This is a genomic window from Pseudomonas sp. ANT_J12, from assembly GCF_008370045.1.
Lineage (GTDB): Bacteria > Pseudomonadota > Gammaproteobacteria > Pseudomonadales > Pseudomonadaceae > Aquipseudomonas.
In genome coordinates, this window is the sequence record NZ_VOBN01000002.1 from 122,498 (window position 1) to 141,808 (window position 19,311).

Here is a 19,311-nt window from a genome sequence, read left to right on the forward strand (position 1 = left end):
ACCTCACTTGCAGCTTGTAGCTCGCAGCTTGCCGCTGATACCTACTTGGCAGACTTGACCGCTGCGCCGAGTTTCTTGGCGGCATCGGCCGGATCGGCTTTCGGATCGTTGATGAAGTTGGTCACGACATCAAAGAACGCACCCTGTACCGCCAGCGTGGTCGCCATGTTGTGCGCCATGCTCGGTTGCAGGCCGCCGGACTTGGCGTCCGCCAGGAAGTCCTTGGCCGCTGTCTGGGCGCAGGAGTCGAAGCCGAGCTTGTCCATTTCGTGGAGCATGTCGTTTCGAACCGGGATCGAGCCTTTGTTGATGCTGAAGACTTTCTGGAAGTTCTCACCCAGCACGACCTTGGCAATGTCCTGCTGCGCGGCAGCCGTGCCCTTGTCTTTCTGCTTGAACACCGCCAGGGAGTCGATGTTGTAGGTGAAGGCCTTTTCGGTGCCCGGGAAGGCTACGCACTGGTAGTCCTTGCCGGCGACTTTCTTGGCTGCGGTCCATTCGCTCTTGGCCCAGTCACCCATGATCTGCATGCCGGCCTTGCCGTTGATGACCTTGGCCGCTTCCAGGTTCCAGTCCTGGCCTTTGCCGTCGACGTCCATGTAGGTCGCGACTTTCTTCAGCTCGGTCAGCGACTTGACCATTTCAGGTCCGGTCAGTGCCGCGTTGTCCAGGTCGACCAGGGCTTTCTTGTAACCGTCGGCGCCCATGACCGAAAGCACCACGGCTTCGAACACGGTGCTGTCCTGCCAAGGCTGGCCGCCGTGGGCCAGGGCGATGAAGCCTGCTTTCTTGAGTTTGTCGCCCGCGGCGTAGAATTCGTCGAGGGTGGTCGGGGCTTTTTCGATCCCGGCTTTCTGGAAGACTTCCGGGTTGATCCACAACCAGTTCACGCGGTGAATGTTCACCGGCACGGCTACGTAGTCACCGTCGTACTTCACGGTATCGGAGACTTTCTTGTCGAGCAGGCTGTCCCACTTTTCCGACTTGGCGGTGTCTTTCAACACGTCGGTGTCGAGCAGGCCGGTGGATGCCCATTCCTGGATGTCCGGACCCTTGATCTGCGCGACGCCTGGCGGGTTACCGGCCACGGCGCGGCTTTTCAGCACGGTCATGGCGGTCGCACCGCCACCACCGGCGACGGCGCCGTCTTTCCAGGTGAAGCCGTCTTTTTCGACTTGGGCCTTGAGCACATCAACGGCCGCTTTTTCGCCACCGGAGGTCCACCAGTGAACGACTTCTACCGAACCTTTGGATTCGGCGGCAAGCGCACTGATTGGGAATGCAGAGACAGGAAGCAATGAGGCAAGAGAAATGACAGTAGCGAGGCGAGAAATCGCATTCATCTAGAATTACCTTTCTTGTTGTTATGCATGCAAGTCTGGTGCTTGCGCTGCATGGGATTTTAAACAGGAGTTATCCCTTCGCAGGTAACGAAGGGACGCTTGAATGTCACCACATGGTTACACAGGAACGCTCTGGGACAACTGCCCCAAGGCCGTTGCCATGCTCGGCGCCAAGGGCAGGCGCGGGATCAATACAGCTTGCCAAGCGTGATACAGATCCGGTTTGCCGCCCCAGATATCGGCACTCGGGCGATTTTGCGGGTTGAGTTCATGGTGCCAACTGCCATCGCAACGGTCGATGAAATGGTTGTCACAAAATTCCCAGAACAGTCGGTACCAGGTTTCGTACTGCTCATCGCCGGTGCGTTTGAGTAGCGCACTGGCGGCGGCGCTGGCTTCGCAATGGGTCCAGTGCAAACGGTGGCGAACCACGGCGCGGTTGTCCCAATCCAGGGTGTAGACAATCCCCGGCAAGCCGTCGATGTTCCAGCCGTGGCGGCAGTTGTGATCGAAGAGTTTTTGCGCATCGGTTGCCAGCCAACCCGGCGTGAGCATCCCGGCCTGCACCCGCGCGGCTTCGAGGTGCAGCAACAGCCGCGCCCATTCGAAACCGTGTCCTGGCGTGGTGCCGTAAGGGCGGAAACCGTCGGCCGGGTTGTCGTGGTTGTACTCGCGCAGCGGTTGCCAGTCGCGATCGAAATGCTCGACCACCAGGTAATCGTTAGCGGCGGCGTGACCGTGGATGACGCGCTCAACGATGCGTTGCGCGCGAACCAGCCAGCGGTGGTCATCGGTGACATCCGCCAGCGCGAGAAAGGCTTCGGTGGCGTGCATGTTGCTGTTGGCGCCGCGGTAAGCCTCTTCCTCACTCCAGTCGCGATTGAAGGATTCGCGCATCGCGCCCTCCTCCTCGCTCCAGAAATGCGTGTCGATGATGTGGATGGCATCGTCGAGCAAGGCTTGGGCGCCGGGGCGTTGGGCGACCACCGCAGAACTGGCAGCCAGGGCGACGAAGGCGTGCAGGTACGCGGCTTTGCCGGTGTTGTCGTCGCGATGCTGGGCTGTGGCGAACCAGCCGCCGTGTTTAGCATCTTTCAACGGGCCGTTGAGGGCCTGGACGCCGTGATCCACCAACTCGGCAAACCCCGGAAGGCCCTGGATATGCGCCATGGCGAAGCTGTGGGTCATGCGCGCGGTGTTCATGGTTTCGGCTTGCGCACTGGCCGGGAGCTGGCCTCTTTCATCGAGATTGCCGAAGCCTTCGGGAAGCTTCGAAGCCTTGGCGAACGCCAGCAGGCGCAGGCCTTCGGCGGCGAGCCATTGCTGGTGGGCAGGCGCGTTCAGCCAACTGCTGAAGGCCGGTTGGAAGGTGTCCATGGGGTACCTTTTTTGTTGTTATGACTGGAGGGCAGTCTAAACAACGGTCAAGGTGCGGCAGGTAACGAAGGGGGCGGGTTTTGTCACCGGGTTGTGACATTCATCCAACTCTGCGGAGAGTGATGACTGTGGCGAGGGGGCTTGCCCCCGTTCGGCTGCGAAGCAGTCGTAATACTGCCACTTCATTTCTTCAGGTAAACCGCAGTGACTGTATTGGGAGCGCTTCGCACTCCAACGGGGGCAAGCCCCCTCGCCACAGGTTTAATCAATACTGCGCGGCAACTGCAACGTCACCCGCAACCCACCCTCACGAAGATTTTGCAGGCTGACCTCACCGCCATGGCTATGCGCAATATTGCGCGCAATCCCCAACCCCAACCCATACCCCTGCTGCTGGCCAGACAGGCGAAAATGCGGTTCAAACACCTGCTCCATCCGCTGCTCCGGCACGCCCGGCCCTTCATCGTCCACGTGCAGGATGAATGCACTCTGGTCATCGTCGATATGCAGGTGCGCGTTCTGCCCGTACTTCAAGGCGTTGTCGATCAGGTTGCCGATGCAGCGCTTGAGCGCCAGGGGTTTGCCCGGATACGCGGCAAATGCCCGCCCCTGTTGGGTCACGCGACCATTGCCGTTGGGCGCCAGGTACGGCTCCACCAGGCAGTCGAGCACGTGATTGAGGTCCACCAGCTCGATGTTTTCGTGGATGTCAGTGTCTTTCACGCATTGCAGCGCGCCTTTGACCAGCAGCTCCAGCTCATCCAGATCGCGGCCGAACTTGGCTTGCAGCTTTTCGTCTTCGAGCAATTCGACCCGCAGCCGCAGCCGGGTAATCGGCGTGCGCAGGTCGTGGGAGATGGCGCTGAACAACTGGCTGCGCTCGGTCAGGTAGCGGCTGATCCGTTCGCGCATCGCGTTGAAGGCGCGACCCACTTCGACAACCTCGCTGCCGCCGCCCTCAGGCACCGGCTCGACTTCGGCACCAAGGGACATGTCCCGCGCCGCCCGGGCCAAACGCTTGAGCGGACGACTTTGCCAGTGCACCAGCAAGCCGATAAACAACAGCAAAAAGCCGCTGGTGAGCACGATAAACCACACCTGTTGCGCAGGCAGGCCCTGCTCTTCAAGGCTGGTGTAGGGCTCGGGCAGCAGCGAGGCGATGTACAGCCATTCCCCCGGCGCCATCTGGATTTGCGTGACCAGCACCGGCGGGTTCACCGGCTCCAGGGTCAACGCGTAATGCGCCCAGGAGCGCGGCAATTCATCGAGTTTCAACCCGCTGTTGAAGATCCGCAGGTCTTCGGGGCTGACGAAGGTCACCGAGATATCCGCGTCATGGCCCAGGGATTCGCGCAGCACTTCGTCCACCGCTTTGAGCACCGCCGCTTTGCGTGGGGTGATCGGCAGCACTTCCATCCCTAAGGGTTTGTCGTTGAGGGTCACCACGAACCGGGTGCCGCCCATGCTGCGCAATTGGTCGAGCACCAAGGGCCGAAAGGCGACGGGCAACGAGCGGAAATAGCTGACGCTGGCGGTCATTGAATGGGCCAGGCTGCGGGCGCTGGTGACCAGGCCTTCGAGCTGGGTCGCGCGCAGTTGCGAAACCCAGATCACGCTCGACAGCGCCTGGGCAAACAGCACCACCAACAGGGTCAGCAGCAACATCCGCCCGAGCAACGAGCGGGGCACCGGCACTTTGGCGGCAAGCCGACGCAGGAACTCAGTGGCCATTGCTGGCGACCACATTGGCGGCCAGTTGGTAGCCACTGCCCCGCACGGTACGAATCAATCGCGGCGGTTTTTCAGTGTCACGCAGGCGCTGACGCAAACGGCTGACGGCCATGTCGACGATGCGATCCAGCGGCATCAAGTCGCGGCCACGGGTGGCGTTGCCGATGGTGTCGCGGTCGAGGATTTCCTGGGGATGATCGAGGAACAGTTTCAGCAGCGCGAAGTCGGCACCGGAGAGAATCACTTCTTCGCCATCGATGTGGAACAGCCGATGACTCACCATGTCCAGGCGCCAGTCATCGAAGGCCAGCACTTCACTGCCGGAACGTTCCTGACCGAACTGGGCGCGGCGCAACAAGGCCTTGATCCGCGCCTGCAATTCGCGGGGGCTGAAGGGTTTGCCCAGGTAGTCGTCAGCACCGAGTTCCAGGCCGATCACGCGGTCGGCTTCGTCGGAGCTGGCGGTGAGCATGATGATCGGCACCTGGGCCTGGCGCGGGTGCTGGCGAATCCAGCGGCAGAGGCTGAAGCCGTCTTCGTCCGGCAGCATCACATCAAGGATCACCAGATCGCTCGGCGCGTCGTTCATCGCCTGGCGAAAGCCTGCGCCGTCCGGCGTGGTGCGCACCTGAAAACCTGCGCGGGTCAGGTAGGTGTCCAGCAACTCGCGTATCTCTTGATCGTCATCGACCAACAAAATCGACTTGTTGACTGAGCTCACAGGGGCGGCATCCTTGTTGTTTGAATTGGGCGGATTATGCCTGATCGTTCGATCGTTCCCACGCTCTGCGTGGGAATGCCTCTAGGGACGCTCCGCGTCCAGTGACGCGGAGCGTCACGGGCTGCATTCCCACGCAGAGCGTGGGAACGATGATTACTGTGCCTGGTCCAGCGCCACACCCGCGCCCATCAGCCCGGAATACGGCGCCGTCACCAACCACACCGGGATGCCTTTGAAGTAATCGCTCATGCAACCCTTGTCGGCGAAGCACCGGGCGAAACCGCTTTCAACAAAGAAATCGGCAAACCGAGGAATCACGCCGCCGACGATGTACACGCCGCCGCGCCCACCGGTGGTCAGCACGTTGTTGCCGGCTACGCGACCGAGCCAGCAGCAGAACTGCTCCAGCACTTCCAACGCCACCGGGTCACCGGCCAAGCCTGCCGCCGTAATGGCTTCGGGGGTGTGGTACTGCGGCTCATGGCCATCCACCGCACAAATCGCCCGATAGACCCGCGGCAAGCCGCTGCCACTCAACGCGGTTTCAGCGCTGACATGCCCGATCTCGTTGAAGATGTGTTGCCACAATTGCGTCTCGCGCGGGCTGCTCAGCGGCAGATCGACGTGACCGCCCTCCCCCGGCAACGCGGCAAACCGGCCTTCGCCCAGATCGAGCAAAGTGCCGACGCCCAGGCCTGTGCCAGGGCCGATCACCACCGCCGGGCGCAACGGTTCCGGCGTGCCTGCGCAGACCACCCGAAACTCGTCCGGCTGCAAACGGGTCATGCCCAGGGCCATGGCCGAGAAATCGTTGACCAGCAGCAGTCGATCCACTTGCAAGGTCTGGCAGAACGCCTGGCGGCTCAGGCGCCAATGGTTGTTGGTGAACTTGAATTCGTCGCCGCTCACGGGACCGGCCACCGACAGGCACACCGAACCGATGTCGCCCGGCTTCAGCCCCAAGCCGCTGAGGTAGACGCCAATGGCCTCCTCCGGGCTGGCGTGATCCGCTGTCGCCAGCACCTGGATCGACTCCAGCTGCTGGTTTTTCCACAACGCGAAACGTGCGTTGGTCCCACCGATGTCACCGACCAAAGCCAGTTTCAATTAAGCGTCTCCAGGGCAGAAGTGAAGGCGCTGGCGCCCTGCTCTGCGGAGCTGAAGGCCATGCGCATGAAACCAAACAGCTCGCGCCCGCTGCCGATGTTGTTACCCAACAAACCCTTGGCCGGGGTGCGCGCTGCGAATTCTTCGGCGTCCACCTTGAGCTCCAGGGTGCCTTTGACGCCATCGACGCGGATGATATCGCCCTCTTGCACCCGCGCCAAAGCGCCGCCCACAAATGCTTCGGGGCTGACGTGGATCGCTGCCGGGATTTTTCCCGAGGCGCCGGACATCCGCCCGTCGGTCACCAGCGCGACTTTGAAGCCGCGATCCTGCAGCACGCCGAGGAACGGCGTCATCTTGTGCAGTTCCGGCATGCCGTTGGAACGCGGGCCCTGGAAGCGCATCACCGCGACAAAATCCTTCTCCAGCAGACCAGCCTTGAACGCATCAGCCAGGTCCTGCTGATCCTGGAACACCATGGCCGGTGCTTCGACGATCTGGTTTTCCAACGCCACAGCGGAGACTTTCATCACGCCGCGCCCGAGGTTGCCTTCCATCACCCGCAAACCGCCCTCTTGGGAGAACGCACGGGCCACCGGACGCAGGATGGTTTCATCGAGGCTCTCGATCGGGCCTTCGCGCCAGACCAGTTCGCCGTTATCGAGAAACGGTTCCACGGTGTAGCGGCTCAGGCCATGGCCGAGCACGGTGTTGACGTTTTCGTGGAGCAGCCCGGCTTCCAGCAGTTCGCGGATCAGGAACGACATGCCGCCGGCCGCCTGGAAGTGGTTGATGTCGGCCTTGCCGTTCGGGTAGACGTGGCTCAGGGTCGGCACGACTTCGGAGAGGTCGGCCATGTCCTGCCAGGTCAGTTGAATGCCCGCCGCCATGGCGATGGCCGGCATGTGCAAGGTGTGGTTGGTCGAGCCGCCGGTGGCGTGCAGCGCCACGATGGAGTTGACCAGCGAACGCTCGTCGACGATTTCGCCGATCGGCATGAAGTCGCCGTTCTGCTTGGTCAGGCGCGTGACCTGATGCGCGGCTTCGCGGGTCAGAGCCTCGCGCAACGGGGTGTTCGGGTTGACGAAAGACGCGCCCGGCAAGTGCAAGCCCATGACTTCCATCAGCAGCTGGTTGGTGTTGGCGGTGCCGTAGAAGGTGCAGGTGCCAGGGCTGTGGTAGGAATTCATTTCCGATTCCAGCAGCTCTTCGCGGCTGGCCTTGCCTTCGGCGTAGCGCTGGCGCACATCGGCTTTCTGCTTGTTGGAAATGCCCGAGACCATCGGCCCGCCCGGCACAAAGATCGTCGGCAGATGACCGAAACGCAGCGCGCCCATCATCAGGCCCGGCACGATCTTGTCGCAGATGCCGAGCATCAGCGCGCCGTCGAACATGTTATGGGACAGCGCCACGGCGGTGGACATCGCGATCACTTCACGGCTCGGCAGGCTCAGTTCCATGCCGGGCTCGCCTTGGGTCACGCCATCGCACATGGCCGGCGTGCCGCCAGCGAACTGGCCGACCGAGCCAATTTCACGCAGGGCTTTTTTGATTTGTTCAGGGAAGACTTCGTACGGCTGATGCGCCGAGAGCATGTCGTTATATGAAGAAACAATTGCGATGTTCGCGGAGTTCATCATCCGCAGGCTGTTCTTGTCGTCGGTGCCGCAACCGGCCACTCCATGGGCGAAGTTGGCGCATTGCAGCTTGCCGCGCATCGGACCGTCAGTGGCGGCGCCGCGAATCAGCGCAAGGTAAGCCTCACGAGTAGCTCGGCTACGGGCGATAAGTCGTTCGGTGACCTCAAGGACGCGGGGATGCATGTGTAGAACTCCAGGCTAACGGATGTGGCGACCTGATTGTCTATGCTGATCAAGGGCCGTTGTCGATGGGGTGACGGGCGGCTTTCTTGATCGATCGGACCAGTTGATTCAGGTCACTCGTTGTAGATTGAACAAAATATTGCCATTAAAAAGGCTTGTTTTCTATTTTTATGCGAATAATCTTGTAATTCCAACAACAAATCGACGGCGGCCCAGTTAAATGACTCTTCGAATCGCAATCAATGGTTTTGGCCGTATTGGCCGTAATGTCCTGCGCGCACTGTATACCCAAGGCTACCGCCAGGATTTGCAGATCGTCGCGATCAATGACCTGGGTGACAGCTCGATCAACGCTCATCTGCTCAAGTACGACACCGTTCACGGCACTTTCGACGCCGATGTCCAGCACGATAACGAAAGCCTGACCGTCAACGGCGACCGCATTTCGGTCAGCGCGATTCGCAACCCGGCCGAACTGCCATGGGCGGCCGAAAAAATCGACGTGGTCTTCGAATGCACCGGTCTGTTCACCGACCGGGCCAAAGCCGCCGCGCATATTACGGCCGGCGCACGCAAAGTGATCATCTCGGCCCCGGCCAAAGGCGCCGACGCCACCGTCGTTTATGGTGTTAACCACGACATTCTGCGCCAGTCGCACCAGATTATTTCCAACGCCTCGTGCACCACCAACTGCCTGGCCCCGGTGGCCCAGGTGCTGCACCGCGAGTTGGGCATCGAAAGCGGTCTGATGACCACGATCCATGCCTACACCAACGACCAGAACCTGACCGACGTCTACCACACCGACCCATACCGCGCCCGTTCGGCCACCCAGAACATGATCCCGAGCAAGACCGGTGCAGCTGAAGCGGTCGGTCTGGTGCTGCCGGAACTGGCGGGCAAGCTGACTGGCATGGCGGTGCGGGTTCCGGTGATCAACGTGTCGCTGGTGGACCTGACCGTGCAGCTCAAGCGCGAAGCGTCGGCCGATGAAGTGAATGCGCTGCTCAAAGAAGCCGCGCAGCACTCCAAGATCCTCGGCTACAACACCCTGCCGCTGGTCTCTAGCGACTTCAACCACAACCCGCTGTCGTCGATCTTTGACGCCAACCACACCAAGTCCAGCGGCAAGCTGCTCAAGGTTCTGGCCTGGTACGACAACGAATGGGGCTTCTCCAACCGCATGCTGGATAACTGCCTGGCGCTCTGCAACGCCGAGTAACCCCGCAATACCTGTAGGCGCGAGGCTTGCCCGCGAAGGCGGTGTGTCAGTGATCAACGTGCCTGACACACCGCTTTCGCGGGCAAACCTCGCGCCTACAGTTTCTCTACGCCTACAAATCAACACTTGACCACCCAGGCGGATGATAAGCATTATCATTCGCTCGAAATGGATCAGGTCCTCCCGTGAGTCAATCGCGTTTCAATCACGTCTTCATCGCCCAGCGGGTTTCCCTGCTGCGCACGCTGGAGCGGATGGTCAACAATCACAGCACCGCCGAAGACCTGCTGCAGGAAACCTACCTGCGCGTGACCCGGGCGCTCAGTGAGCGGGCCATCGATCACCTCGAACCCTTCGTCTTCCAGACCGCCCGCAACCTGGCGCTGGATCATTTGCGTGCGCGGCGCATCCAGTCGCGGACCATGCTCGATGACGTTCCGCTGGACGTGGTGGAAAGCATCGCCGCCCCCGCCAGCAGCGCCGAGGACGCCGCCCATGCCGAACAATTGCTGGAGCGTTTGAACGTGAGCCTCGGTGAACTCAGCAACCGTCAGCAACAGATCTTTATCCTCAGCCGCTTGCATGGGCACAGCTACCTGGAGATTTCCGAGAAGCTCGGCGTGTCGTTGAGCACCGTGCAAAAGGAGCTGAAACTGATCATGGCGATCTGCATCGGTGTTGCAGAAAGGCACAGCAACAGCAGCAAGCTATAAGCTGCAAGCGACAAGCTAAACTCCAAACCGAGCTTGCAGCTTGCGGCTTGAAGCTTGAAGCTTGAAACTTCTCCACCCGCTGTTTCCGAGGAAACCCCGTGACGGACACCCACCGCTCCTCAGCGCCTTCCCCGGCGCGAGCCCCTGCAAACGCGATGGACCAGGCCCTGGACTGGTTGATCGTGCTGGGCAGTCCGAGCGCGGAACAAACCCGCCAGTTCCACGATTGGCTCGCAGCCGATCCGTTGCATGCCGAAGCGTTCGCCAAGGCCCAAGCGATCTGGGACGGGCCGTTAGTCACCCAATGCGCGCAAAGCCTCGCCGCTCAACCACCGAAAATCACCGTGCTGTCGCGCCTGCGTCCGCACTGGAAACCCCTGGCCACGGCGGCGGTGTTGATTCTTGGTCTGTTCAGTTTCAGCAACCTGCCGATGCGCCTGCAGGCCGATCACCTGACCGTGGTCGGTGAGCGCCAGCGCCTTCAACTGGAGGACGGCTCGAAAGTCCTGCTCAATACCAACTCGGCCTTCTCCAGCACCATCAACGATCAGCAGCGAGTGGCCCGCTTGTATCAGGGCGAGGCGTTTTTCGAGGTGCCGGCCAATCGCGGCCAGGCCCTGGAAATCGACGTCGGCCCGGTCAAGGCCAGCGTGCGCGATACCGCGTTTGCCGTGCGTTACCTCGACGGCGTGGCGCAGGTTCGGGTGCAGCGCGGCGATGTGGATTTGCGCGCCACCCGTGACGATGCACGGGTGCGGCTCACCGCCGGTGAAAGCATCCGCATCGGTCCCAACGGTTTCGACCGCCCGGCCAAACTCGATGCCGCCACGGATTTGGCCTGGGTCCAGGGCCGCCTGGTGTTCGAGAACTGCCCGATGAGCCAGGTGCTGGCGGAGCTGCGCCGCTACTACCCGGGCTGGATCATCAACAACAACGAGCAGTTGGCCGACGTTGCCGTCACTGGCAATTACCGGCTCGACCAGCCGCTGGACGTGGTGCGTTCCCTTGCTCACATCACCTCGGCCCGGCTTCAGGAATTTCCCGCGCTGGTGATCTTGAACTAGGGGGCGTTCTCAATTAGTTTCCCCGCGGTGGGGAAACTAATTGAGAACGCCCCCTAGATGAGAATTATTTTTACTCGATAGCTGAAGCTCGTTCGTCTCGTTATAGCCAATGCAATTGATTCGCATCTAAAAATGCCAATCTGCACCTATAAAGATTCGTGCGACACGGAGCGCTATCGATGTCCTCTCGCCATACCCGCCAGTCCTCTTCACCTTCCCGCGTGCTGTCGCTGTTGACCGCCGCCATCCTCATGGCCGGCGCCGCGCCGCTGATGGCAGCCACTGCCGCCGAGCAGCCAAGCCGCAATATGGGTGATTATTCGTTCGCCATTGCACAGCAGTCGCTGGTCTCGGCCCTGAATGCCTTTACCAGCGTGACCGGCTGGCAGGTCGGTTTGCCGGCCGAACTGGCTGAAGGTGTGTCTTCGCCGGGTGTGCGCGGCTCCTTGCCGCCGGAGAAAGCCCTGGATCGCCTGTTGGTGGGGACCAACCTGGGCTATCGCAAACTGGGCAATAACAACATCGTGCTGGAAAAACGCAGCAGCAGCGGCGCCCTCAACCTGCAACAGGTGACCATCAGCGCCACCCGCCAGGAACAAAGCATCGACAGCGTGCCAGCCACCGTCACCGTGCAGACCCGCGAAGAACTGGACCGCAACAACGTCAACACCATCAAGGATCTGGTGCGCTACGAACCGGGTGTTTCCGTGGGCGGTGCCGGCCAGCGCGCCGGGCTGACCGGCTACAACATCCGTGGCATCGACGGCGACCGCGTGCTGACGCAAGTCGACGGCGTGCAAGTGCCCGACAGTTTCTTCAACGGCCCGTACGCCCAGACCAACCGCAACTACGTCGACCCGGAAATCGTCAAACGCGTCGAAATCCTCCGTGGCCCGGCGTCTGTGCTCTACGGCAGCAACGCCATCGGCGGCGCCGTCAGCTACTACACCCTCGACCCGGACGACATCATCAAGCCCGGCAAGGATGTCGGTGCCCGTTTGAAAACCGGCTACAGCTCGGCCGATGACAGTTGGCTGACCTCCGGCACCGTCGCCGGCCGCACCGGCGACTTCGACGGCTTGCTGCACCTGAGCCAGCGCAATGGCCATGAAACCGAGTCCTACGGCGAACACGGCGGCACCGGCCTGAACCGCACCGAGGCCAACCCCGAAGACGTGCGCACCACCAACGTGCTGGTCAAGCTCGGTTGGAACTACGCCGACGACGCACGCCTGGGCCTGACCTACGAGAAATACAAAGATGACCGCGACACCAATCAGCTGAGCGCCGTCGGTGGTCCGTTCAACGCTGGACGCGGTTTTGGTTTCTACAAATCCCGCACCGGCAACGACACGGTCAGCCGCGAACGCTTCGGCATTGAGCACAGCTTTGGCCTGGACAGCGCTTTGGCTGACAACATCAAGTGGTCGCTGAACTACCAGATCGCCAAGACCGACCAGAGCACCGAAGAAATCTACGCGCCATCGCGCACCGTGCTGCGTGAACGCAACACCAACTACAAGGATCGCCAATGGGTGTTCGATGCCCAGGCTGACAAGTCCTTCGCCATTGCCGACACCGATCACACCGTCACTTACGGCACCACCATCAAGCAGGACAAAGTCACCGGCCTGCGTACCGGCACCGGCACCTGCCTGACCGTGGCCGGCGCTTGCCGGGTGATCGGTGCGCCAAGCGCCGCCGATACCCTGAAACCGGCCAGCGACTTCCCGGACCCGACCATCAACAGCTACAGCCTGTTCGCCCAGGATCAGATCAGCTGGGGCAACTGGACCTTCCTGCCGGGCGCGCGTTACGACTACACGCAACTCAAACCGCACATCACCGACGAGTTCCTGGCCACCGCCGACCAGAGCGGCAACGGCGTGGTCAGCGACAAGACCAAAACCTGGCATCGCCTGTCGCCGAAATTCGGCACCACCTACAGCTTTAACGATAACTACACCTGGTACGGCCAGTACGCTGAAGGCTTCCGCACGCCAACTGCCAAGGCTCTCTATGGTCGCTTCGAAAACCTGGCCGGTGGTTATCAGGTTGCGCCGAATCCGGACCTCGACCCGGAAAAGAGCAAGAGTTATGAAACCGGCCTGCGTGGCCAGTTCGAAGCGGGCAGCTTCGATGTGGCGATGTTCTACAACAAATACCGCGACTTCATCGACGAGAATGCGATCACTCCGGGCTACACCGAGACCACGTTCCAGAGCAACAACATCAAGCACGCCACCATCAAGGGCCTGGAGCTCAAGGGTCGCCTGAACCTCGACACCTTCGGCGCCCCGACCGGCCTCTACAGCCAAGGCTCGGCGTCATACCTGTATGGCCGCAACGATGACAACGGCCAGCCGCTGAACAGCATCAACCCGCTCACCGGCGTATTCGGCCTCGGTTACGACCAGGACAACTACGGCGCGCTGTTGAGCTGGACCCTGGTCAAGCGCAAGGACCGCGTCGACAGCACCAGTTTCAAGACCCCGGACGGCACCAGCACCCAGTTCAAGACCCCGGGTTATGGCGTGCTCGACCTGGCCGGTTTCTACAAGGTCACGGACGACGTGACGGTCAACGCCGGCCTGTACAACCTGACCGACAAGAAATACTGGCAGTGGGATGACGTGCGCGGCTACGACAGCGTCGGCGAAGCCTCGGTCACGCAACCGGCCAACCTCGACCGCCTGACCCAGCCGGGTCGCAACTTCGCGATCAACCTGGTCTGGGATATCTGACCCTGAACACCTCGCTGTGACACATTTTTTAATGCGTCGCGGTGAGGTTTTTTTACGCTCGGGCATCTTCTTGTTCGTCTCGTTACCAAGCGCCTCTTTTTTCTCAAGGACTCCTCATGACCTCCCCGGACACTGCTCAACGCCCCGCCCTGCGTTCGCAACGTTTGAACCAGATCACCCACGAGCCGCACACCAAGCTCGATGCCTTGGTCAAGGCCCACGCGCCGTTCGAAACCCAGGCCAACTTCGCCCGGTTCGTGGTGGCGCAGTATTTGTTCCAGTCGGAACTGGTGTCGCTATACAACGACGCCGAGCTGACCGCCATCGTCCCGGACCTGCCGGCACGCTGCCGTGCTGACGCAGCCAAGGCTGACCTGACGGATCTGGACACTGAAGTTCCGGCGCCGGTGGCTGGCGCGGTGAAAAACCCAAGCAAAGCTGCAGCCCTGGGTTGGTTGTTCGTTTCTGAAGGCTCGAAACTGGGCGCAGCGTTTTTGATCAAGCGCGCCGTTGGCCTGGGCTTGAGCGAAACCTTCGGCGCCCGTCACCTGGGTGAGCCGGCCGGTGGTCGCGCGGAAGGCTGGAAGAGCTTTGTCAAAACCCTCGACTCGCTGGAATTCAGTGCGCAGGAAGAAGTTGAAATCGAGCAAGCGGCGGTCGATGCGTTCAACCGCTTCACCGTGCTGCTGGAACAGGCCTACACCCCGGAACTCGCCTGATAACACACCCCTTGTAGGAGCGAGCGGTGCGGCGATCCGACTTGCCCGCGAAGGCGGTGTGTCAGTCGACATCAATAGCGCCTGATACACCGCTTTCGCGGGCAAGCCTCGCTCCTACAGGGTATAAACGTCGACCTTATGACCCGCAATCACCCCGCCTCCTCCAAACTCGCCCGATTCCTGTTCGGCCTGCTGGCCTACGTCAGCCTGGGCATCGGCCTGATCGCGATTGTCGTGCCGGGCCTGCCGACCACCGAGTTCATCCTCCTCGCCGCCTGGGCCGCGACCAAAAGTTCGCCGCGCCTGAGTGCCTGGCTGGAAAACCATCGGCTGTTCGGGCCGATCCTGTGCAACTGGCGCAACGGCAAAATCATCGCCCGCCGGGCCAAGGTCAGCGCCACGGTCAGCATGTTGCTGTGCGCGGTGTTGATGCTGGTGATGCTGGAGCATGGCTGGCCGATTTACCTGGCGATTGCCGGTATGGGACTGGGCAATCTGTGGATCTGGTCGCGACCGGAATCCACACCGCAACCTTCCTGACCCACACCAAGCCCCTGTTGTGACACTTATTGTGGCGAGGGGGCTTGCCCCCGTTGGACTGCGAAGCGGCCCCAAAACCCGCCAGCTCATTATTTCTGTTGTACCGAGTTGCCGGATTGGCGACTGCTTCGCAGTCGAGCGGGAGCAAGCTCCCTCGCCACAGTTAGCGCCCTTACCACCAAGCTCCCTCACCATAAATCACCGGAAATCTCCTGAATCCCAGCCCATTTCAGGGGATTGTCCTGCGCAAACGTTCACCTGATACCGTTCGTCTGCTTGTCCCTCATGCAAGCCCGGCCCACGCCGATGTGCATTAAATGGCGCTGAATGGACTTGGCAAGCGGGACCACTCCCGTCTCTTGGCCAACACCTCATCCATTTGCGAGTTCGCCCTATGTTCGACTCTCTGTCCATCCGCCTGAAAATCGTCCTGTTATCCGGTCTGTGCCTGCTCGGCGTCGTCGCGCTGATCGTCGGTATGAACTTCTACCAGACCAACCAGAACGACGAGCTGGTCAACGCCTCCAGCAGCAAAATGCTCACCGGCAGTGTGCAGAACTTGCTGCAGGCCAAAGCCGCCGAGCAAGCGGCGCGGGTACAGAAGACCTTCGGTGAAAGTCTGACGGTGGTCACGGCCCTGGCCGATCAGATCAAGGACATGCGCACCATGGCTGCCAAGCGTTCCCTGGACGCCGGCGCCCTACGCGAAGAGTTGAACCAGAGCCTGAAAACCGCTTTCGAGCGCAACAGCAAGGTGCTGGGGATCTGGCTGGCGTTCGAGCCTAATGGCCTGGACGGCAAGGACAGCGAGTTCGCCAATGACGCGGCGCGCCAGTCCAACGAATCCGGGCGTTTCGCCAGTTACTGGAGCCGCGCGGGCGGGGCCGGGCTCAATACGATCATGGTCGAAGACGACATGACCAAAACCACCCTGAGCCTCAGCGGCACGCCGTACAACAGCTGGTACACCTGCCCTCGCGACAACAAGCGCACGTGCTTGCTGGACCCGTATGCCGACACCGTCGGTGGCAAGGAAATGCTGATGACCACCATTTCCGTGCCGCTGCTGGTGGACGGCAAGGCCATCGGCGTAGTCGGCGTGGACATTGCCCTCGACGCGCTGCAAGCAGCAGCCGTGGATTCCCAGCGTGACCTGTTCAACGGCGCCGGCCATATGCTGATCGTCTCCGGCAGCGGTGTGCTCGCCGGTTACAGCGTCGACGCCGGCAAAGTCGGTAAAAGCATCGGCGACACCCTGGGCGCCGACGGCAAGGAAGTCCTGCAATTGCTCGGCAGCGGCACGCCGAAGATTCTCGAACAAGGTGAGCTGATCCGCGCGGTGTACCCGGTCAGCCCGATCAGCGATTCGAAAGCCTGGGGCGTGGTGATCGACTTGCCCAAACAAGTGCTGCTGGCCGACTCGGTGAAGCTGCAAGCGGTGCTCGATGACGCGCAACAAAGCGGCACCATCAAGGCATTGCTGGTGGCCATCGCGGCCGGCCTGGTCGGTTTGCTGCTGATCTGGCTCACCGCGTCCGGCGTGACCCGGCCGATCAACAGCGTGGCCGAAATGCTCAAGGCCATTGCCAGCGGCGACGGCGACCTGACCCAACGCCTGCACTACAGCAAGAAAGACGAACTCGGTGAACTGGTGAGCTGGTTCAACCGTTTCCTCGACAAACTGCAACCGACCATCGCCCAGATCAAACAAAGCATTACCGACGCCCGTGGCACCGCCGACCAGTCTTCGGAAATCGCCCGCCAGACCAGCGAAGGCATGCAGGTGCAGTTCCGCGAAATCGACCAGGTCGCCACCGCGTCCAACGAAATGAGCGCCACCGCCCACGACGTGGCCAACAGCGCGTCGAACGCCGCGAACGCGGCCAAGGGTGCCGACCAGTCGGCGCGCGATGGCATGCAGATCATCGAGCGCAGTACCCGCGACATCAATCTGCTGGCCGACGAAGTCAGCAAGGCAGTGACCGAAGTCGAAGCCCTCGCGGTGAACAGCGAGCAGATCGGTTCGGTGCTGGAAGTGATCCGCAGCATCGCCGAACAGACCAACCTGCTGGCCCTCAACGCCGCGATTGAAGCGGCCCGCGCCGGGGAAAGCGGCCGTGGTTTTGCGGTGGTGGCCGATGAGGTGCGCAACCTCGCCAAGCGCACTCAGGATTCGGTGGAAGAAATCCGCCTCGTCATTGAACGCATCCAGACCGCGACTCGCGGTGTGGTCGCGACCATGCATTCGAGCCAGACCCAGGCCCACAGCAACGCCGGGCAGATCCAGCAAGCCGTCCAGGCCCTGGGCAAGATCAGCGACGCGGTCACGGTGATCAGCGACATGAACCTGCAAATCGCCAGCGCCGCCGAACAGCAAAGCGCCGTGGCCGAAGAGGTCAACCGCAACGTCTCGGCGATTCGTACCGTCACTGAAACCCTGACCGGGCAGGCTACTGAATCGGCGCAGATCAGCAGCCAGCTCAATGCCCTGGCGACTCACCAGATGAAATTGATGGATCAGTTCCGGGTTTAAAGCCCCCGCCCCCCTGCTTGATCGTTCCCACGCTCCGCGTGGGAATGCAGCCCGGGACGCTCCGCGCCCCAGAAGCGGACGCAGAGCGTCCATAGATGCATTCCCACGCAGAGCGTGGGAACGATCATCCTCTGGCCTGTCATCTGATTTGATCTATGATCGATCCCTCGTTCCGGAGGGCCTTCGATGACTGATTTACTCACGTCCATTCAAGCCGCACTCGGCTTGCCGCACACCCCGATCCCATTCACGTCGAGCGGCGCCCTGCCCTCGGCGTTTGCCGTCACCGACCTGGCTTGCGCCAGCATTGCCGCTGCCGGCCAGGCAGTCAGCGAATGGCTGCAGCAACACACCGGTCGCTTGCCCGGCCTTGAAGTCGACCGGCGTCTCGCCTCGTTCTGGTTCGCCACCTCGATCCGCCCCGTGGGCTGGAGCGTGCCGCCGCTGTGGGACCCGGTCGCCGGTGACTACGCGACGAAGGACGGCTGGATCCGCCTGCACACCAATGCCCCGCATCACCGCGCCGCCGCTGAAAACGTGCTCGGTACCTGTGCCGACCGCGCAGCGATGGCAAGTCAGGTAGCGAAGTGGGCCAAGACTGATCTGGAGCAGGCCGTGGTCGAGGCCGGTGGCTGCGCCGCCGAGATGCGCAGTTGGGCGCAATGGCAGGCTCATCCTCAGGGGATTGCGGTAAACGCCGAGCCGTTGATTCAGTTCAACGCCAAGGGCAACGCCAAACCGTGGCAAGGCTCGGTGGCGCGACCGCTGGCCGGGATCAAGGTGCTGGATTTGACCCGAGTCCTCGCCGGCCCCGTCGCCAGTCGCTTCCTCGCCGGCCTCGGCGCCGACGTCTTGCGTATCGATCCGCCGACCTGGAATGAACCGGGCGTGGTGCCGGAAGTCACCCTCGGCAAACGCTGCGCGCGCCTGGATCTGCACGACAAGGCTGATCGCGCGGTGTTCGAAAGCCTGCTCAAGGACGCCGACATCCTGCTCCACGGCTACCGCGCCGATGCCCTGGAACGCCTGGGGTACGGGGTTGCCGAACGTCAACGCCTGGCCCCCGGCCTGATCGATGTCAGCCTCAACGCCTACGGCTGGAGCGGCCCGTGGCAGAACCGCCGGGGTTTCGACAGCCTGGTGCAGATGAGCAGCGGGATTGCCGAAGCCGGGATGCAGTGGAAGAAAGCGGACAAGCCGACGCCGTTACCGGTGCAGGCGCTGGATCACGCGACCGGGTATTTGATGGCGGCAGCAGCGATCAAGTTGTTGGGACAGGGCGGATCGGCGCGGTTGTCGTTGGCGCGGACGGCGAAGTTGTTGATTGAGCAGGGCGCCGGGACGGATGAAGCGTTGCGGGCCGAGGATGAGCATGACCAGGGGTTGTTGATCGAGCAGACACCTTGGGGACCGGCGCATCGATTGCATGTGCCACTGAAAATCACCGGGACGCCGTTGCAATGGGCCATTGCGGCCTCGGAATTGGGTTCCCATCGGGCGCAGTGGTGGTGACCTGATCGTTCCCACGCTCTGCGTGGGCATGCATCCCGGGACGCTCCGCATCCCATTCGAACGCGGAGCGTCCCTTGAGGCATTCCCACGCAGGAGCGTGGGAACGATCATCACGCCGATCGCCTGTAGGAGCAAAGCTTGCTCGCGATGAGGCCCTTCCAG

General features: G+C 61.7%; 13 protein-coding genes and 2 pseudogenes. 9 read left to right on the forward strand and 6 right to left on the reverse strand.

The genetic code is table 11. From position 1 onward, the window contains the following. Positions 1 to 41 precede the first annotated feature (41 nt). The 6 genes from FQ192_RS06455 to edd form a co-directional block, all read right to left on the reverse strand. Entirely contained in the window at positions 42 to 1,343 is a 1,302-nt protein-coding gene (locus FQ192_RS06455) for an ABC transporter substrate-binding protein (RefSeq protein WP_149657856.1), read from the reverse strand. Between the two features lie 117 nt (positions 1,344 to 1,460). After that, complete coding sequence (locus tag FQ192_RS06460) at positions 1,461 to 2,720, reverse strand: AGE family epimerase/isomerase (RefSeq protein ID WP_149657857.1); 1,260 nt, start codon at positions 2,718 to 2,720, stop codon at positions 1,461 to 1,463. A gap of 261 nt (positions 2,721 to 2,981) precedes the next feature. Beyond that, positions 2,982 to 4,451 (reverse strand): ATP-binding protein, encoded by a 1,470-nt coding sequence (locus FQ192_RS06465; RefSeq protein WP_149657858.1) that lies wholly within the window; start codon positions 4,449 to 4,451, stop codon positions 2,982 to 2,984. Next, on the reverse strand, positions 4,441 to 5,172 hold the full coding sequence (locus tag FQ192_RS06470; protein ID WP_123409256.1) for a response regulator: 732 nt from the start codon (positions 5,170 to 5,172) through the stop codon (positions 4,441 to 4,443). The genes FQ192_RS06465 and FQ192_RS06470 overlap by 11 nt, the downstream gene beginning before the upstream one ends. A 153-nt stretch (positions 5,173 to 5,325) precedes the next feature. After that, the gene (locus tag FQ192_RS06475) at positions 5,326 to 6,279 is read right to left on the reverse strand and encodes a glucokinase (RefSeq protein WP_149657859.1); all 954 of its coding nucleotides are present in this window, start codon (positions 6,277 to 6,279) and stop codon (positions 5,326 to 5,328) included. Further along, entirely contained in the window at positions 6,276 to 8,102 is a 1,827-nt protein-coding gene (edd, locus tag FQ192_RS06480) for a phosphogluconate dehydratase (protein ID WP_123409258.1), read from the reverse strand. The genes FQ192_RS06475 and edd overlap by 4 nt, the downstream gene beginning before the upstream one ends. Before the next feature lie 220 nt (positions 8,103 to 8,322). On the opposite strand from edd, the gene gap reads away from it, so the two are divergent. The 9 genes and pseudogenes from gap (at position 8,323) to FQ192_RS06525 (ending at position 19,149) form a co-directional block, all read left to right on the forward strand. Continuing rightward, on the forward strand, positions 8,323 to 9,324 hold the full coding sequence (gene gap / locus FQ192_RS06485) for a type I glyceraldehyde-3-phosphate dehydrogenase (RefSeq protein ID WP_054044940.1): 1,002 nt from the start codon (positions 8,323 to 8,325) through the stop codon (positions 9,322 to 9,324). Positions 9,325 to 9,509: 185 nt separating this feature from the next. After that, positions 9,510 to 10,037 (forward strand): RNA polymerase sigma factor, encoded by a 528-nt coding sequence (locus FQ192_RS06490; RefSeq protein ID WP_149657860.1) that lies wholly within the window; start codon positions 9,510 to 9,512, stop codon positions 10,035 to 10,037. A gap of 98 nt (positions 10,038 to 10,135) precedes the next feature. Further along, the gene (locus tag FQ192_RS06495) at positions 10,136 to 11,101 is read left to right on the forward strand and encodes a FecR domain-containing protein (protein WP_149657861.1); all 966 of its coding nucleotides are present in this window, start codon (positions 10,136 to 10,138) and stop codon (positions 11,099 to 11,101) included. A 179-nt stretch (positions 11,102 to 11,280) separates the two neighbouring features. Then, positions 11,281 to 13,845 (forward strand): TonB-dependent receptor, encoded by a 2,565-nt coding sequence (locus tag FQ192_RS06500; RefSeq protein WP_149657862.1) that lies wholly within the window; start codon positions 11,281 to 11,283, stop codon positions 13,843 to 13,845. A 116-nt stretch (positions 13,846 to 13,961) separates the two neighbouring features. Next, positions 13,962 to 14,564: a biliverdin-producing heme oxygenase gene (locus FQ192_RS06505; protein WP_149657863.1), complete on the forward strand. Its 603-nt coding sequence runs from the start codon at positions 13,962 to 13,964 to the stop codon at positions 14,562 to 14,564. Positions 14,565 to 14,702: 138 nt separating this feature from the next. After that, the gene (locus tag FQ192_RS06510; protein ID WP_149657864.1) at positions 14,703 to 15,104 is read left to right on the forward strand and encodes a YbaN family protein; all 402 of its coding nucleotides are present in this window, start codon (positions 14,703 to 14,705) and stop codon (positions 15,102 to 15,104) included. 667 nt (positions 15,105 to 15,771) lie between these two features. Beyond that, positions 15,772 to 16,731: pseudogene (locus tag FQ192_RS34955) on the forward strand (chemotaxis protein); the annotation flags it as partial. A 381-nt stretch (positions 16,732 to 17,112) separates the two neighbouring features. After that, a pseudogene (locus FQ192_RS34960) lies at positions 17,113 to 17,637 on the forward strand (methyl-accepting chemotaxis protein); the annotation flags it as partial. Between the two features lie 186 nt (positions 17,638 to 17,823). Continuing rightward, the gene (locus FQ192_RS06525; protein WP_149657867.1) at positions 17,824 to 19,149 is read left to right on the forward strand and encodes a CoA transferase; all 1,326 of its coding nucleotides are present in this window, start codon (positions 17,824 to 17,826) and stop codon (positions 19,147 to 19,149) included. Positions 19,150 to 19,311 lie beyond the last annotated feature (162 nt).

Bases quoted from the DNA above. Each gene is read 5' to 3' on its own strand.
- FQ192_RS06455 (WP_149657856.1), bottom strand. From the start codon at position 1,343: ATGAATGCGATTTCTCGCCTCGCTACTGTCATTTCTCTTGCCTCATTG.
- FQ192_RS06460 (WP_149657857.1), bottom strand. From the start codon at position 2,720: ATGGACACCTTCCAACCGGCCTTCAGCAGTTGGCTGAACGCGCCTGCC.
- FQ192_RS06465 (WP_149657858.1), bottom strand. From the start codon at position 4,451: ATGGCCACTGAGTTCCTGCGTCGGCTTGCCGCCAAAGTGCCGGTGCCC.
- edd (WP_123409258.1), bottom strand. From the start codon at position 8,102: ATGCATCCCCGCGTCCTTGAGGTCACCGAACGACTTATCGCCCGTAGC.
- gap (WP_054044940.1), top strand. From the start codon at position 8,323: ATGACTCTTCGAATCGCAATCAATGGTTTTGGCCGTATTGGCCGTAAT.
- FQ192_RS06500 (WP_149657862.1), top strand. From the start codon at position 11,281: ATGTCCTCTCGCCATACCCGCCAGTCCTCTTCACCTTCCCGCGTGCTG.
- FQ192_RS06505 (WP_149657863.1), top strand. From the start codon at position 13,962: ATGACCTCCCCGGACACTGCTCAACGCCCCGCCCTGCGTTCGCAACGT.
- FQ192_RS06510 (WP_149657864.1), top strand. From the start codon at position 14,703: ATGACCCGCAATCACCCCGCCTCCTCCAAACTCGCCCGATTCCTGTTC.
- FQ192_RS06525 (WP_149657867.1), top strand. From the start codon at position 17,824: ATGACTGATTTACTCACGTCCATTCAAGCCGCACTCGGCTTGCCGCAC.